Source organism: Halobacterium sp. DL1, assembly GCA_000230955.3.
In the GTDB taxonomy this organism is placed as follows: Archaea; Halobacteriota; Halobacteria; order Halobacteriales; family Halobacteriaceae; genus Halobacterium.
Genome location: CP007060.1, coordinates 37,208 through 50,858 on the forward strand (window position 1 = coordinate 37,208; position 13,651 = coordinate 50,858).

Below are 13,651 nucleotides of genomic sequence, written 5' to 3' on the forward strand. Positions count from 1 at the left end.
GAGGTTTGCCGCGAACGGCCCGAACGCTGATGGGCGTCGTCTCGCAACAGCCGGGCATGACACGCTCACGGGCCGCGCTGGACACCGACAGCCTGCTCAAAATCGTCCTCCTGCTCGTCGTCGTCTGGCTCGTCCTCGAGATCGTCGAGACGATCGTGGGAACGCTGGCGTCCATCCTCGGCGTCTTCAAGCCGGTCATCGGTATCGTGCTCGTCGTGCTCATCGTGCTGTGGCTGCTCGACCGCATCTAACGTCAGCGCTTTCACGCTCCGGTCCCGACTGGAGGGCGTGTACAGCGTGAACGCGCCGGTTCCCCCGGCGGTGAACGAACTCGCCGACGACCTCCGCCCGGCGCTCTCGGAGTTCGCCCGCGTCCGCGAGTGGCACGAGCGCACGCTCCTCCTGAAGCGCGTCCCCGCCGACGACCGCAAGGAACTCCGGACCGCCTGGCAGACCGCCAAAGAAGCGCTCCGCGGCGCGCCCGCGGTAGAAGCCCGCGTCTCCGAGGTCGACACGTTCGACAACCCGCCGAACGGGTCGAGCCCCGTCGTCTACCTCGCCGTCGAGAGCCCCGGCATCCACGACCTCCACGCGCGCCTCTGTGAGGTGTTCGACCCCGTTCCGATTCTGGAGGGCGGCGACGACTACGACCCCCACGTCACGCTCGCCCGAGACGCCGACGGCTTCCAGGGCCGCCGCGCCGTCGACAACGTTCGCGGCCGCGAGGTCGGGCCGGTGACGTGGACCATCGGCGAACTCGAACTCTACGACGCCGAGTACGGCGAACGCGTCGACACCATCTCGCTGCCGGCGTAGCACCCGACCGCAGGCACTTTTCCCGGAGTGTCAAACTCCCACACATTCATTACAGGTGTAGACAATTCGAGGTTGATGAGCAGGCACGTCGACCCGACCAGCGAGCACGCGGCGGTCGCCGGGAAACCGCTGTTCGTCCGGTTCCTCGGACGAATCGGCTTCGAGAACATCACTGCCGTCGCTGGGGCTCGGGCCGAACCGCTCACGGCCTACGCGCTCCTCGTCGTGTTCGTCGAGGTGGTCGTCCTCCAGGGGTTCAACGCGGTCACGAACCGTCCCGTCGCGTTCGTCGAGAACCCGCTGTGGCTGGTGCGCCCGGTGGTCCTCGTCGGCGCGGCGCTCGCGACCCACTCGCTGTTCCAGCGCTACGAGTCCGCCGTCCAGGAGAGCCGCCTCCTCGACCGCGCCGGTTCGCCGGACCAGCTGCGTGAGTTCGTTCCGCCCGCGCTCGGCGCAATCGTCGTCGCCGTGGGCGTGGGCTTCACACTGGTGAACGCCACCGTCCTCCTCGGTATCGAGCAACTCTACGCGGCGGGCGGGCCGGCGCGAGTGTTCCGCTTCCTCGTCGTCACGCCGTTCGGCTACGTCCCCATCTTCGGCACGTTCCTCGCCACGTACCTCACCGTCGAGGTGCTCGTCCCTCGTCGCATCGCCCGCGCGGAGGTGAACGTCGACTTCCTCGACCCCGAGGGACTGGGCGGGATGCGGCCCGTCGGGGAACTCCTCAAGTACGCGTACTACTGCGTCATGGTCGGCCTCGTGGCGTACGCGCTCGCGATGTATGGGCCGCACGTGCTCGGTGGCCCCTTCGCGTACGATGAACTGTCGGCGCCGGGAGCAGCGGTGAACGCTGGCTTCACGGCCGTCTGGGTGGTGGCCGTCGGCGTGATGGCCTACGGCATCTACGAGCTCCACCGGTTCATGGCGCGCGAGAAGCGAGAGGAGGTCCGCCGCCTCGATGACCTCGCCCGGGAGCAGCTAGACGAGCCGTGGGACATCCGACAGTTCGACGCCCACGACCCGCCGGCCGAGTACTTGACCTACCGCGAGCGACTGAACCTCGTCACCGCGACGCGGGAGTACCCGGCCACGTTCACGATGTGGTCACAGCTACTGGTCGGCGTCATGGTTCCGAAAGCGCTCCAGATGGCGCTTTCGGCGTTTTGAGGCGCGGCCCGACCCCCACACGGTTACGTTTCTGCTGGGTATCACGGACTGGGCGGGTCGCCGTCGTAGGCGTCGAGGTCGCCGTAGAAGTTGAGCATCGAGAACCGCAGCTTCTCCGGGTCGATGTCCACGAGCTCCGAGCGGTCCTCCGGCGGGAACGTGGAGTTGACGCTGTACTTCCGCATCTCTGTCCTGCTGCCCGCGGTGTACCGGCGGTCGACGAGCATCCGGACGCCGAAGTCCTCGGGCGACCGGATGACGCGGCCGATGGCCTGCCGGGTCTTCCGGACGGTCGGAATCTCGACGGCGTACCGCCAGCCCGCGTCCTCGTTCCGCCGGGAGTCCTCGCGGTCACCGAACGCGCGGTCGTAGGCGTCCTGGACGGCCTCCGCGCGGGCGTCGAGGTGGGGGTAGGGGACGCCCACCACCGCGACCGTCCGGGCGTCGTCGCCGTCGAAGCTCACGCCCTCCGCGAGCGTCCCCCACAGCGAGGTGAACAGCGCGCCGTTCCGGTCGGCGACGAACGACTGCCGGAGCTCCTCGGCGGCGACGCCGGGTTCGTCGAGGTAGCGCGCGGCGTCGACGTCCGAGAGGAGGTCGTGGTAGCGCTCGGCCTCCGCGTAACTCGGGAAGAAGAACAGGCAGTTCCCGGGCGTGAACCGCACTGCGTCGCGGAGGACGTCGGCGACCTCCCGCTGGACGCTCCGGTCGTCGCGCTTCGAGGCGAACAGCGGCTCCGTGTCGACGGCGAACGTGCGCCGGCGCTCCGCGGGGAACTGGAGCCCGAACGCCATCTCCACGGGGTCTTCGAGGCCGAGGACGTCGCCGACGACGTCGAACGGCCGCAGGGTCGCGCTCATCAGCACGCTCGCGTGGACCGCGTCGAAGAGGGTCGTCGTCACCTCCCGCGGTATGCAGGTGTACAGTTCCGCGCGGCCGTACACCGCCTCGGTGCCCTCGTCGCGGCGGACCGCGGCGGTCGGATACTGCCCGAGTTCGCCGCCGTCCTCGACGTACGTCTCGACGAACTCGGCGACCTGCAGGACGTGGCAGTCGCGGCGGGTGGTGGTCTCGCCGTTGCGGTAGGCCTCCTCGTACTCCTCCTCGAGGTACTCCCCGAGCGCGAGCGCGTCGTCGACGTCCTCGTGGATGCCCGGTCCGGTGTACTGCTGGAGGAAGGCGAGAGTGAGGTCGTCCCGGCGGTTCTCGTTCGCGACCGGGACGTCCTCCCAGTTCGGCCCGACCTCCGACTTCGCGCGGGGTGGCCCCTGGCCGCCCGGCCCGAACGACTCCTCGTACGTTTCGACGAGCGCGTCACGGAACGCGGAGACGACGCGTTCGGCAGCGGCCGCACGGTCCTGGGTCACCTCCTCCAGTTCCGAGAGCGCGCTGTCGAGGGTGTTCTCCGTGAGCGTCTGGGCGGCGTGGTCGCGGGCGGCGTCCTCGATGTTGTGGGCTTCGTCGAACACCACAACGACGTCCTCGGGGTCCCGGCCGAGCCAGCGGAAGAACTGCGCGCGGATGCCCGGGTCGAGCAGGTGGTGGTAGTTACAGACCGCGAGGTCGACGCCCTCCATCCCGTCTTTGAGCAGTTCGTAGCCGCAGAGCCCCGCCTCCTCGGCGTAGTCGTAGATGTCCTCGGGGGTCCGCACGTCGTCGTAGAGCCAGCCGTAGAACTCGTCGTTGTCCCGCGCGAGGTTCTCGTAGTAGCGCTCGCAGACGTTGCCCTCGCGGAGGTCCTCGAGGTCCGCCTCCACGGACTCGAGTTCGTCGAGGACCGCCTGCCGGGCGTCCGCCGCGTCGGCGTCGCCGCCCTGGCTCTCCTCTAAGAGCGCCGCTTGCCGCTCCTCCAGTTGCCGCTTGTCGCGTTCGGCGTCGACGAGTTCGTGGGTGTTGTCCCGGAGCACCTGGCACTCCTGATAGTCGACGTCGATGTGGCACATCGACCCCTTCCCCTTGAACACGACGGAGCGGATGGGTTCGGCGTCGTGGATCTCCCGGGCTTCCCGGACGAACTGGCGCATCTGCTGGTGGACGTTCGTCGTGATGACCACCGTCTTGTCCGTCTCGCGGGCGTGCGCGAGCGCCGGCGCGAGCGCTGCGAGCGTCTTCCCCGTCCCGCAGGCCCCCTCGAACAGCACGTCCCTGCCGGTGTCGAGGGCGTCCCGGATCCCGTCCATCGCCGCCCGCTGGTTGTCGTACGGCGAGGGCTTCGGGAAGAACTGCATGTACTCGTCGGGTGGGTCGCTCGCGGCCACGATAGGGGCGAGTTGGTCGCCACGTCGTATAAACGTCCGCCTCGTCGAGGCGGCCGATGCGTCAGGCCGGGTGTCCGGGCGCTCAGCTCCCGTCTTCCGGTTCGACGTACACCTTCGTGATGCTGGAGTTCGCCGACTTGAGCGCGTCCCTGAGCCCCGAGATGGTGGCCTCCATCTCCCGGGTTTCGGGGCCGTGGACGAACTCGACGTCGGCGGTCACCACGATGTCGTTGGGCCCGAAGAAGACGGTCCGGAGGCCGACGACGGAATCGACGCCCTCGAAGTTCTCCACGACCGACCGGAGTTCGTTCTCCTCGTCCTCTGCGAGGCTCTCGCCGAGCAGCAGGCGCTTGTTCTCCCACGCCAGCGCGACGGCGAAGAACATCAGCAGGACACCGATGGCGAGCGCCGCCGCGGCGTCGTAGGCGGGGTTCCCCGTCTGCTCGGTGAGGAAGATGCCGGCCAGCGCCAGCAGCAGGCCGAGGAGTGCGACGGTGTCCTCCGTGAGCGCGGTCAGCGTCGTGGTGTCGCTCGTGCGCCGGAACGCCTGCCGGAAGCTCCCCCAGCCGTGCTCTCTCATCTGGCGTTTCATCTCCTCGTAGGCCTTCGCGAACGCGTAGGACTCGAAGGCGACGGCGCTGAGGAGGACGGAGTAGTTCACCCAGACGCCGGGGAACTGGTAGCCCAGCAGTTCTGCCTGCTGGGTGAGCACCCGGCCGTGGCCCGTGAGCGCGTCGTAGCCGTGTTTCGCGGACTCCCAGCCGGCGATGCCGAACAGCATCACGCTGACGAGGAAGGAGTAGAAGAACTGCGCCTTCCCGTAGCCGAAGGGGTGCGAGCGCGTCGCGCTCCGCTCGCCGTAGCGCAGCCCGATGAGCAGGAACACCTGATTGCCGGTGTCAGAGACGGAGTGGTAGGTCTCCGAGAGCATCGCGGGGCTCCCCGTGACGAGAAAGCCGAGGAACTTCAACACCGCGATGGCCCCGTTGGCGAACAGTGCGGCGAGAACGACGGACTTGCTGCCGGCCATTGGACGGAGTTCGGCCGGCCGACACTAAGTAGTAGCCCTTGGCACCGGACCGTCGGCGTCGCTCGTAACAGTGACGGGCCGCGGCCTCGTAGCCCGGGACATGATCGCCGTGTTGTCGGACACGCACAGCCAGGATGGCCACGCGCTCGCCGGCAGAGCGCTGGAGGCGGTGCGCGAGGCAGACCCCGTTGTCCACGCGGGAGACTTCACCACCGAGCGGGCGCTCGACGCGTTCCACGGGGCGAGCGAACGACTGCTCGCGGTCCACGGGAACGCCGACGACCCGGCCGTCCAGGACCGCCTCCCAACTGCCCGGACGCTCGACGCAGCGGGGCTGACGGTCGCGGTGACTCACCGACAGCGCGGCGGCGCGACCGGCCTGGAACTGTTCGGGCGGGAGCGTGGCGCCGACCTCGTCGTCTCCGGCCACACGCACCGGCCGACGGTGACCGAGACGCGGGAGACGACGCTGCTGAATCCGGGGAGTCACGCGGACCCGCGCGGGAATCCGGCGGCACACGCGGAGTTGTACCCAGTAGCGGACGGTGTCCGCGGCGAACTCAGGAACCGGGCGGGGGACGTGTTAGGAGAGTTCCGGGTGGAGGGCCGGTAGCGTCAGGGGGTCGCAGGCCGTGTCGGCCTGTACCACACTGTACGCAACACGGTATCAAGTAGGCACCGTACACTCAAATAGCCGTTTTAGCTACGGTAGAACCACGCGACGGCGACGAGGGAGAACACGAGCAGGCCGCCGAGGAAGAACGTGAGGCCGACCGGGAGTGACCCCATCCCCTGGCTCGCCGCGTCGGCCGCGACTCGCGTGGGCTCCTGGTTCTCCGCGACGAACCCCGCGACGGTGCTGGTCGTCTCTGCGGCGCCCGCGTTCCCCGTTCCGGTGCCGGGCGCGGAGAGGCCGCTCCCGAAGATGCGCTGGACGAGCAGGCTCGCCACGCCCAGCACGCCGATGCCGCCGAGGAGACTGGTGAGCGCCGTCTGGACGTTCTCACCCTCCTCCTCGCTGCCCGCGAACAGCACGACGGGGGCGTCACAGGGGGCGTAGACGCTCATCTCTCGACCTTTCGCGGAGTAGCGCGTGTCGCACTCCTCGATGAGTTCGGCGTCCTGGAGGTTCTCGAGGTGGTACTGGGCGTTCTGGAGCGACGTGTCGACGTCCTCCGCGAGTTCGGAGGGCGTGGCGGGTCGGTCGTGGAGCGCGGCGTAGAGGCTCCGGGACGTCCCCGAGGAGAGCGCCGACAGCAATCGGTCTGCGTCGTTGGAGTCCACACCGACCACGCGAGGTTCGCCCTCGGGGTCGGCCGCCTCCGAACGGGAGGGCAGCAGGCCGGACATGACCACCCCTTTGAGATGCAGTGCAATGAGTTTTGTCTTGACACGACACGGCCCGGCCGCCCGGCCGGCGAAACCCCTATTGTCACGCGCAGGAACTACGACGTATGGTGGAGTTCGGCCCCGTGTTCTACGCCCTCGCGGCCGCAGTGCTGCTGTTCGTGTTCTTCATGTTCATGTTCATCCGGCGGACGTTCACCGGATTCAGGGAGGGCATGGACCGCGGGAAACGCTAGCGGGCGCGCTCGACGGCGGCGACGCACTCGTCCACGTCAGCGGCGTCCACGTCGAGGTGCGTGCAGAACCGCACCGTGTACTCCCCGAACTCCGAACCGAGCACCCCCTCCGCTTCGCAGTTTTCGAGGAACTCGGCCGCGCTCAGACCCGTCTCCGTCGTGTCGACGAGCACGATGTTCGTCTCCGGGACAGGGACAGACAGCCCCTCCAGGTCGTCGAGTTCGGCGGCCAGTCGGCGTGCGTTCTCGTGGTCGACGTCGAGCCGCTCGCGGTTCTCCAGCGCGAGCAGCCCGGGTGCCGCGATGACGCCGGCCTGGCGCATCCCGCCACCCATCAGCTTCCGCGTGCGGCGGGCGCGCTCGACGAACGCCTCGCTCCCCGCGAGCATCGACCCGACGGGCGCACCCAGCCCCTTCGAGAGACAGAACATCACGGAGTCAGCGGGCGCGAGGAGGTCCGCGGCGTCGACGTCGAGCGCGGTGGCCGCGTTGAACACCCGTGCGCCGTCGACGTGCACCGGGAGACCGAGGTTGCTTGCGGCGTCGGCGGCGGCCGCGAGTTCGTCGCGCGGGACCGGGACGCCCCCCTTCACGTTGTGCGTGTTCTCCAGGCAGAGCAGCCCCGTGCCCGGCCGGTGGAGTTCCTCCTCGACGTAGCCCTCGCGGACCTGCTCGGGGGTCGGACAGCCGTTGGCGCCGCCGGCGTACGTCCGCACCTGTAGCTGGGAGTGCTGGGCGAACCCGCCGAGTTCGTACTTGTAGACGTGGCTCTCCTGTTCGACGAGCACCTCCTGTCCGCGCTCGGTGTGGACGCGCGCGGCGATCTGGTTGCCCATCGTCCCCGACGGCACGTACAGCGCGGCCTCCATCCCCACGGCGTCGGCGGCGCGCGCCTCGAGCTCGTTGACGGTCGGGTCCTCGCCGTAGACGTCGTCGCCCACGTCGGCGTCCGCGGCGGACTGGCGCATCGCCTCGCCGGGGGTCGTCACCGTGTCACTGCGGAGGTCTATCACGGCTCTCTCTGCGCACCGGAGCGACAAAAGTGGCCGCGTCCTTGACCCGTCCTCTCCTGTCTGTGACATGTACTGTTCCGAAAAACCCTTCAGAACCGTTGCGTGAATGTACCCCATGGATCCCCGGATTCGGAGGCACGCGGAGGTCATCGTCGACCGAGCTATCGACCTGCAACCCGACGAGAACGTGGTGGTCAGCATGCCGCCCGTGGCCGAGGACCTCGCCGTCGCGCTCTACGAACAGATCGGCGAGGTCGGCGCGAACCCGATGATGGTCGCTCGCGGCGACCGTGGCATCGGCACGGACCGCGCGGCCCGCGCGTACCTCCGCGCCGCCGACGAGGACGACCTCACTGCACCTGAACACCTCCTCCAGCTGTTCAAACACGCGGACGCGGCCGTCGTCGCCCGCCCCCACGAGAACGTGACCGAGCAGAGCGACGTCAGCACGGAGATGGGCGCAGCCTTCGGTCGCGCGTACCGCGAGGTGCTGAACGCCCGCCTCGAGACGAAGTGGTGTCTCACCCAGCACCCCGCGCCCGCCGACGCCCAGCTCGCTGGCATGTCCACGGCGGCCTACGAGGACTTCGTCTGGAGCGCGGTCAACAAGGACTGGGACGCCGTCGAGGAACACCAGGAGCAGATGGTCGAAATACTCGACGGCGCCGACCAGGTCCACATCGTCTCCGGCGACGAGACGGACGTCACGATGAGCGTGAAGAACATGATCACGCTCAACGACTGCGGGACGAACAACATCCCAGCGGGCGAGGTGTTCACCGCGCCCGTCCCGGACAGTGTCGAGGGCGAGGTGCTGTTCGACAAGCCGGTCTACCACCAGGCCCGCGAGGTCCAGGGCGCGTGGCTAAAATTCGAGAACGGCGAGGTCGTGGACTTCTCCGCCGAGCAGAACGAGGGCGTCCTCGAGGGCATCCTCACGACTGACGAGGGCTCGAACCGCCTCGGCGAACTCGGCATCGGGATGAACCGCGACATCGACCGCTTCACCTACAACATGCTGTTCGACGAGAAGATGGGCGACACCGTCCACATGGCGCTCGGCCGCGCGTACCCCGCGACGGTCGGCGAGGGTGTCGAGCAGAACGACTCCGCGAAGCACGTCGACATGATCGTGGACATGAGCGAGGACTCGTTCATCGAGGTGGACGGCGAGGTCGTGCAACGAAACGGGACGTTCCGATTCGAGGACGGGTTCGAGGAGTAGCGCGGCGCGACGGAGTCGGGCCGCGAGCCGCGAGCAGCGGTCGGGTTTTAGCGTGGATTTTGCCGGCGCGAGCGGAGTGAGCGCCGAGAAAAGGTACGCGCAGGTTCCCCAGCACGACGCCGACGTTCCAGGTAGTGCCCAGTTCTCGCTGCCCGCTCGAACCCTGTACAGTTGTGCTGGAAGTTGTACACTGTTCCCACTGGACGAAATCTGCCACAAAGGGTTTACTACGACTGTTCGGTGCCAATTCGGACGAATCCGGTGCTCCATCGCTGTAGCGACGCTCTCCGACTTTGTTATGGTGCTTCTTGACAAGGGGTAATTTAAGTCAGTGGCGTGTGTATCCCTGTCACGTGCCCAAGCTCGACTGCCCGGACTGTGGTCGTGGCATCGCAATGCACGAACTCGAGACGCGAACCGTCGCCCAGACCACTGGCTTCGAGACGAGCTACCGCTGCCCGTTCTGCCGCACCGACTTCGAGGAAGTCAAGCAGCTGATGTAGGACGGGCCCGGTACGATTTCGCCCCTTCGAGTAGACGCTGGCTCTTCGCTCGCGTATCCGTAGGCGTTTTTGCGGAGGCGAGTAGCATTCGTGGCCAGAGGCCGCGATTCACTGCGCGAACGGAGTGAGCGCAGGAGTTTTTAGCGTAGCTTTTTGCGAGACGGGTTGCCGCAGCGAGCGGAGCGAGCGAGCAAACCCGTCGAAGTAAAAAGGTACACGGGCACGAGGGGATTCGAACCGGAGGGAGACTCACTGCGTTCGTCTCCCAGGGTTCGAACCCGTGCCGCTTCGCTCCTCGCGTTCGCTCGTCGCAGAAGCGGGCACGAGGGGATTCGAACCCCCGGCCGTCTGGTTAGAAGCCAGACGCTCTGTCCGAACTGAGCTACGTGCCCTCGGCGTTGGGTACAGCGGGCGGGCGTAAAAACCGACTGGATACGTCGTTCCGGGGGTTAGTCGGCCGGCTGTCCGTCGCCGACGGCCGCTTCGCTCCCGGGTCGCTCCCAGACGAAGACGAGGGTACCGGCGAGGAGGAAGAAGCCCCCGAGGCCAGCGATGGCAGCGAGCGGGGTGGTGGCGTCGGCGAGCGCGCCAGCGGCCGGGTTCATCGGGAGGCGAACGAGCGCGTACACCATCGACGCGGCGCTCAGGACGGTGGTGCGGCCGGCCGCGTCGGCGTGGTCGTTGATGTAGCCACTGGCGATGGGCGCCACGGCCGTTCGGGCAGACTTCATCAGGAAGAACACGGGGAGTGCGGCGACCGGGAGCAGGAGGGGGACGACGAAGAACGCACCGACGAGGCCTGGGACGAGGAGGAGTGCCCACTGCGTCGAGAGCAGGTCTTCGATGTCCCCAGCGAAGTAGCTCGTGACGGCCGCGAGAACCGTGAACCCCGCGTACAGCGGGCCGAGCGCGGTCTCGGAGAGGCCGGCAGAACCGGTCGCCACGGGCTGGATGAACTCGTCGGCGGCGGTGACGACCCCGAAGAACAGCGCGAGGTAGAGCACGGTTGAGCGCAGCGGCGGGTTCCTCAGTTGCTCCCTGAGCACGGGGAGCGCGTCGAGGACGGTGAAATCCTCGTCGCCGTTCGCGTGCCGGTCGGTCTCGGGCATCGAGAGCAGGACCGGGACGGAACTCGCCAGCAGCAGGCCACCGGCGAGGAACGGCAACCGGGGGTCGTAGCTGTACAGCACGCCTGCGGTGAGCATCGTCGCGGCGCTCAGCGACTGGTTGACCGACCCGCCGCGGCCGCGGACCCGGGTGAATTCTTGTTCGTCCAAGCGCTCCTCGAGGGTCTCGTAGAGCCAGGCGTCGCCGCTGCCCGAGCGGAACGCGAGCCCGAGCGCCCACACCACCCAGAGAACGACGAACGCGGGGAACGTCCGGGCGACGAGGAAGCCGAACACGGAGAGCGCGAGCAGCACCGACCCGACGAGGAGGCTGTTCCGGCGGCCGATGCGGTCGCCGACGTAGCCGGTCGGTATCTCTCCGACGACGACGAACGCCGCGGAGATGCTACCGAGCAGACCGATCTGGGTGAAGTTCAGCCCACGGTCGAGCAGGAAGATGGTGAACACCGGCCAGAAGAACCCGAACGTCGCCGTCGTCTGGTAGAGGTAGTACTTCAGGATGATTCGCGGCGGCAACCGGTCCCGGTTCAGCATCGTCGGAGCTCACCGGGCCCACGGACCGCTACTGGCTGCGGCACGTCCATATTCGGCGTACCGAGTGACTGGCCCAAAAGCGTTCGCTGACGAGGAAATCAGTAGCGGGTTTGACGTTTTCGTGGCGACGGAACGGCGACCGGGCCGACCGCGAGGGGATACATCGAAGCACACAGGTAGCGGGCGCTACTTCCCTCGGGCAATGAGAGTCATCGGGACCGTGGGGATGCCGGGCAGCGGCAAGAGCGAGGCTGCCACCGTCGCCGAGGAACTGGACGTTCCCGTCCTCATCATGGGCGACGTCATCCGGCAGGAGTGCCGGGACCGTGGACTGGACCCGGCCCAGCACCACGGCCGCATCGCGGGGGCGCTCCGCGAGGAGAACGGACCGGCGGCCATCGCGGAGCGCTCGCTCCCGGTCATCGAGGAGTACCTCGAGGATATCGACGTCGTGCTCGTCGACGGCATCCGGTCGGCGGTGGAGGTCGAGCGCTTCAGGGAGGCGTTCGGCGACGAGTTCACGCTCGTCCACGTCTCGGCACCCTACGAGGTGCGCCGCGAGCGCATCGAGGACCGGGGCCGGCCGGGCGACAGCGACGGCGAGAGTCTCGCCGACCGCGAGGAGCGCGAGCGCGGGTTCGGGATGGACGAGGCCATCGAGCGCGCGGACGTCGAGATCGAGAACACCGACTCCATCGAGGCGTTCCACGAGCGCGTCGCCGACCTGCTCCGGGGTGAGACGGCGTGACCGACGTCGTCTACAGCGTCGACGTCCGCGTGACCGCGCCGGTCAACCCGACGGAAGTCACCGACCGCGTCGCCGACGCGGTGACGAACCTGTTCCCGACCGCGGACGTCGAGCAGCAGAGCAGTCGCGTGGTCGCGGCGGGCCACTCGGTCGAGGCGTTCCGCGAGCGCCTCTTCGAGCAGCAGATCCTCGACACGGCGCGCAAGCAGTTCCACGCCAACCGGACGAGCGAGGGGTTCAGCTTCGACCTGAAGAAGCAGGCGGCGTTCAACGGCACGGTGAACTTCGCGGTGGGGAACCCGAACGAACTGGGCGACATCCACGTCGAGGTGGACGTCCACGAACCGGACGTGGAGTCGTTCATCGACTACTTCGCGCCCGAGACGGAGGACGGCGAACCGGTCGACGGGACGTAGGCAGCGGTCTCTTTCGGTTCTTCTCACGGAACGGGGGTGGAGTCGGCTTGCCGGCTCGGCCCCGTCTACTCCGCCGCAGGTGTCGCCACCCCCACTTCAATCACACGAGCAGTTCCACGACGCCGAACAGGACGAGCACGCCCAGCACGTCGCAGACGTTCGTGACGACGGGAATCACCACGTCGTCGGGGTCGAGTTCGAACCGGTAGGCGGCGTACGTCGCGGCGACAGTGACGACGACGGCGAGCACGGCGAGCGCGGCCCCGGAGAGCGAGGCCACGACGACCACCGTCTCGACGGCGAGGTCGGCGCCCTGCGTGAGCGTCGCGAGTCCCCACGCGCCGACGCCCACGATGGGGAACAGCGTGAGCGCCAGCGCGACGGTGGCGACAGCGTTGCCGGCCAGCTGGTCGTCGGCCGGGTCGAAGGAGAGCGTCCCGAGGTGGAACGCCGTCGAGAGCCGCGAGGCGAGGATGCTGCCCAGGTTGCCCGCGGTGCCGATTGTGACCGGCACGAGCACCAGCAGCGAGGGGTGGGCGAGCAGCGTCGCCTCGAAGGAGCCGAGGACCAGCCCGCTCCCGACTTCGACGACCGTGAGCGCGAGCAACACGGGGAGTGTGGCTCGCGTGATTGCCGCGACGCTCCACTCCCGGCGCACTCAGCCACCCCCGACGACGACTCTGACCGCGACCACGAGGAACGCGAGGCCGAACACGTCGCCGGTCGTCGTCACGAGCGGGCCGACCAGCGTGTCGGGGTTGTGGCCGCGCCGGAACCCGACGAAGACGACGGCGACGACGGCCACGGTGAGCGCGACGCCCGAGAGCAGGCCGGCGACGAACGCGACACCGACGAGCGTCCAGACGTCGGCGACCGGCCGTCCGAGCACGACCAGCGTGAGGAACGCGACGAGCGCGGCGAACACGCTCGCTATCAGTCCGTTCGACATCGCCGCCGCGGCCGCCGCCCGGAGCCGTTCGTCGCCGGCGGTGACGTGCGGTTCGACGACACCCTGGTGGAGGCCGGTGGCGAGGCGCGCGCCGAACGCGCCGTAGACGTTCCCGCGGGTCGCAAGCAGCGCGGGAACGAGCACGAGCAGTCCCTCCACGATGCGGAGTTGTCCGCGCATCCCGCCGAGGACGACGCCCGCGAACAGACCCCCGACGACGCTCGCCGCGAGCGCCGGGGCGGCCTCCCGGTACGCGTCGACGGCGACCGCTCGAACGCTCAT

The 13,651-nt window shown here is 68.4% G+C and carries 16 protein-coding genes and 1 tRNA gene; 9 read left to right on the plus strand and 8 right to left on the minus strand.

Features of this window, described 5'->3' with window-relative positions:
* Positions 1-56 precede the first annotated feature (56 nt).
* The 3 genes from HALDL1_01675 to HALDL1_01685 all read left to right on the plus strand — a co-directional run bounded on the left by HALDL1_01675 (position 57) and on the right by HALDL1_01685 (position 1,983).
* On the plus strand, positions 57-251 hold the full coding sequence (locus HALDL1_01675) for a hypothetical protein (protein ID AHG02484.1): 195 nt from the start codon (positions 57-59) through the stop codon (positions 249-251).
* Positions 252-288: 37 nt separating this feature from the next.
* Positions 289-816, plus strand: a complete 528-nt coding sequence (locus tag HALDL1_01680; GenBank protein AHG02485.1) for a phosphoesterase — start codon at positions 289-291, stop codon at positions 814-816.
* Between the two features lie 75 nt (positions 817-891).
* Positions 892-1,983 (plus strand): hypothetical protein, encoded by a 1,092-nt coding sequence (locus HALDL1_01685; GenBank protein ID AHG05071.1) that lies wholly within the window; start codon positions 892-894, stop codon positions 1,981-1,983.
* Between the two features lie 41 nt (positions 1,984-2,024).
* Here the strand turns inward: HALDL1_01685 and HALDL1_01690 are convergent, their stop codons facing one another.
* Together HALDL1_01690 and HALDL1_01695 are read right to left on the minus strand one after the other, a co-directional pair.
* The gene (locus tag HALDL1_01690) at positions 2,025-4,211 is read right to left on the minus strand and encodes a helicase (protein AHG02486.1); all 2,187 of its coding nucleotides are present in this window, start codon (positions 4,209-4,211) and stop codon (positions 2,025-2,027) included.
* Positions 4,212-4,323: 112 nt separating this feature from the next.
* On the minus strand, positions 4,324-5,271 hold the full coding sequence (locus HALDL1_01695; protein AHG02487.1) for a cation transporter: 948 nt from the start codon (positions 5,269-5,271) through the stop codon (positions 4,324-4,326).
* A gap of 100 nt (positions 5,272-5,371) precedes the next feature.
* On the opposite strand from HALDL1_01695, the gene HALDL1_01700 reads away from it, so the two are divergent.
* Positions 5,372-5,884 carry a phosphoesterase gene (locus tag HALDL1_01700; protein ID AHG02488.1) on the plus strand — a complete coding sequence of 171 codons (513 nt, stop codon included), beginning with the start codon at positions 5,372-5,374 and terminating at the stop codon, positions 5,882-5,884.
* An 86-nt stretch (positions 5,885-5,970) separates the two neighbouring features.
* Here HALDL1_01700 and HALDL1_01705 read toward each other — a convergent pair whose 3' ends face one another.
* A complete protein-coding gene (locus HALDL1_01705; protein ID AHG02489.1) occupies positions 5,971-6,621 on the minus strand; it encodes a hypothetical protein in 651 nt (216 codons plus the stop codon).
* A 104-nt stretch (positions 6,622-6,725) separates the two neighbouring features.
* On the opposite strand from HALDL1_01705, the gene HALDL1_01710 reads away from it, so the two are divergent.
* Entirely contained in the window at positions 6,726-6,854 is a 129-nt protein-coding gene (locus tag HALDL1_01710; protein ID AHG02490.1) for a hypothetical protein, read from the plus strand.
* Here the strand turns inward: HALDL1_01710 and HALDL1_01715 are convergent.
* On the minus strand, positions 6,851-7,867 hold the full coding sequence (locus HALDL1_01715) for a threonine aldolase (GenBank protein ID AHG02491.1): 1,017 nt from the start codon (positions 7,865-7,867) through the stop codon (positions 6,851-6,853). The two genes, HALDL1_01710 and HALDL1_01715, sit on opposite strands and share 4 nt — an antisense overlap.
* Before the next feature lie 115 nt (positions 7,868-7,982).
* Here HALDL1_01715 and HALDL1_01720 point away from each other — a divergent pair, with 115 nt between their 5' ends.
* Both HALDL1_01720 and HALDL1_01725 read left to right on the plus strand, forming a co-directional pair.
* Positions 7,983-9,092 (plus strand): aminopeptidase, encoded by a 1,110-nt coding sequence (locus HALDL1_01720; GenBank protein ID AHG02492.1) that lies wholly within the window; start codon positions 7,983-7,985, stop codon positions 9,090-9,092.
* A 395-nt stretch (positions 9,093-9,487) separates the two neighbouring features.
* Complete coding sequence (locus tag HALDL1_01725; protein ID AHG02493.1) at positions 9,488-9,595, plus strand: hypothetical protein; 108 nt, start codon at positions 9,488-9,490, stop codon at positions 9,593-9,595.
* Between the two features lie 317 nt (positions 9,596-9,912).
* Here HALDL1_01725 and HALDL1_01730 read toward each other — a convergent pair.
* A tRNA-Arg gene (locus tag HALDL1_01730) sits at positions 9,913-9,987 on the minus strand.
* A 57-nt stretch (positions 9,988-10,044) separates the two neighbouring features.
* Positions 10,045-11,256 carry a sugar transporter gene (locus HALDL1_01735; protein ID AHG02494.1) on the minus strand — a complete coding sequence of 404 codons (1,212 nt, stop codon included), beginning with the start codon at positions 11,254-11,256 and terminating at the stop codon, positions 10,045-10,047.
* A gap of 202 nt (positions 11,257-11,458) precedes the next feature.
* On the opposite strand from HALDL1_01735, the gene HALDL1_01740 reads away from it, so the two are divergent.
* On the plus strand, positions 11,459-12,004 hold the full coding sequence (locus HALDL1_01740) for a hypothetical protein (GenBank protein ID AHG02495.1): 546 nt from the start codon (positions 11,459-11,461) through the stop codon (positions 12,002-12,004).
* Positions 12,001-12,420: a hypothetical protein gene (locus tag HALDL1_01745; GenBank protein AHG02496.1), complete on the plus strand. Its 420-nt coding sequence runs from the start codon at positions 12,001-12,003 to the stop codon at positions 12,418-12,420. Before HALDL1_01740 ends, HALDL1_01745 begins: the two co-directional genes overlap by 4 nt.
* A gap of 100 nt (positions 12,421-12,520) precedes the next feature.
* Here HALDL1_01745 and HALDL1_01750 read toward each other — a convergent pair whose 3' ends face one another.
* Both HALDL1_01750 and HALDL1_01755 read right to left on the minus strand, forming a co-directional pair.
* A complete protein-coding gene (locus tag HALDL1_01750) occupies positions 12,521-13,078 on the minus strand; it encodes an ABC transporter permease (GenBank protein AHG02497.1) in 558 nt (185 codons plus the stop codon).
* On the minus strand, positions 13,079-13,651 hold the full coding sequence (locus HALDL1_01755) for a membrane protein (GenBank protein ID AHG02498.1): 573 nt from the start codon (positions 13,649-13,651) through the stop codon (positions 13,079-13,081).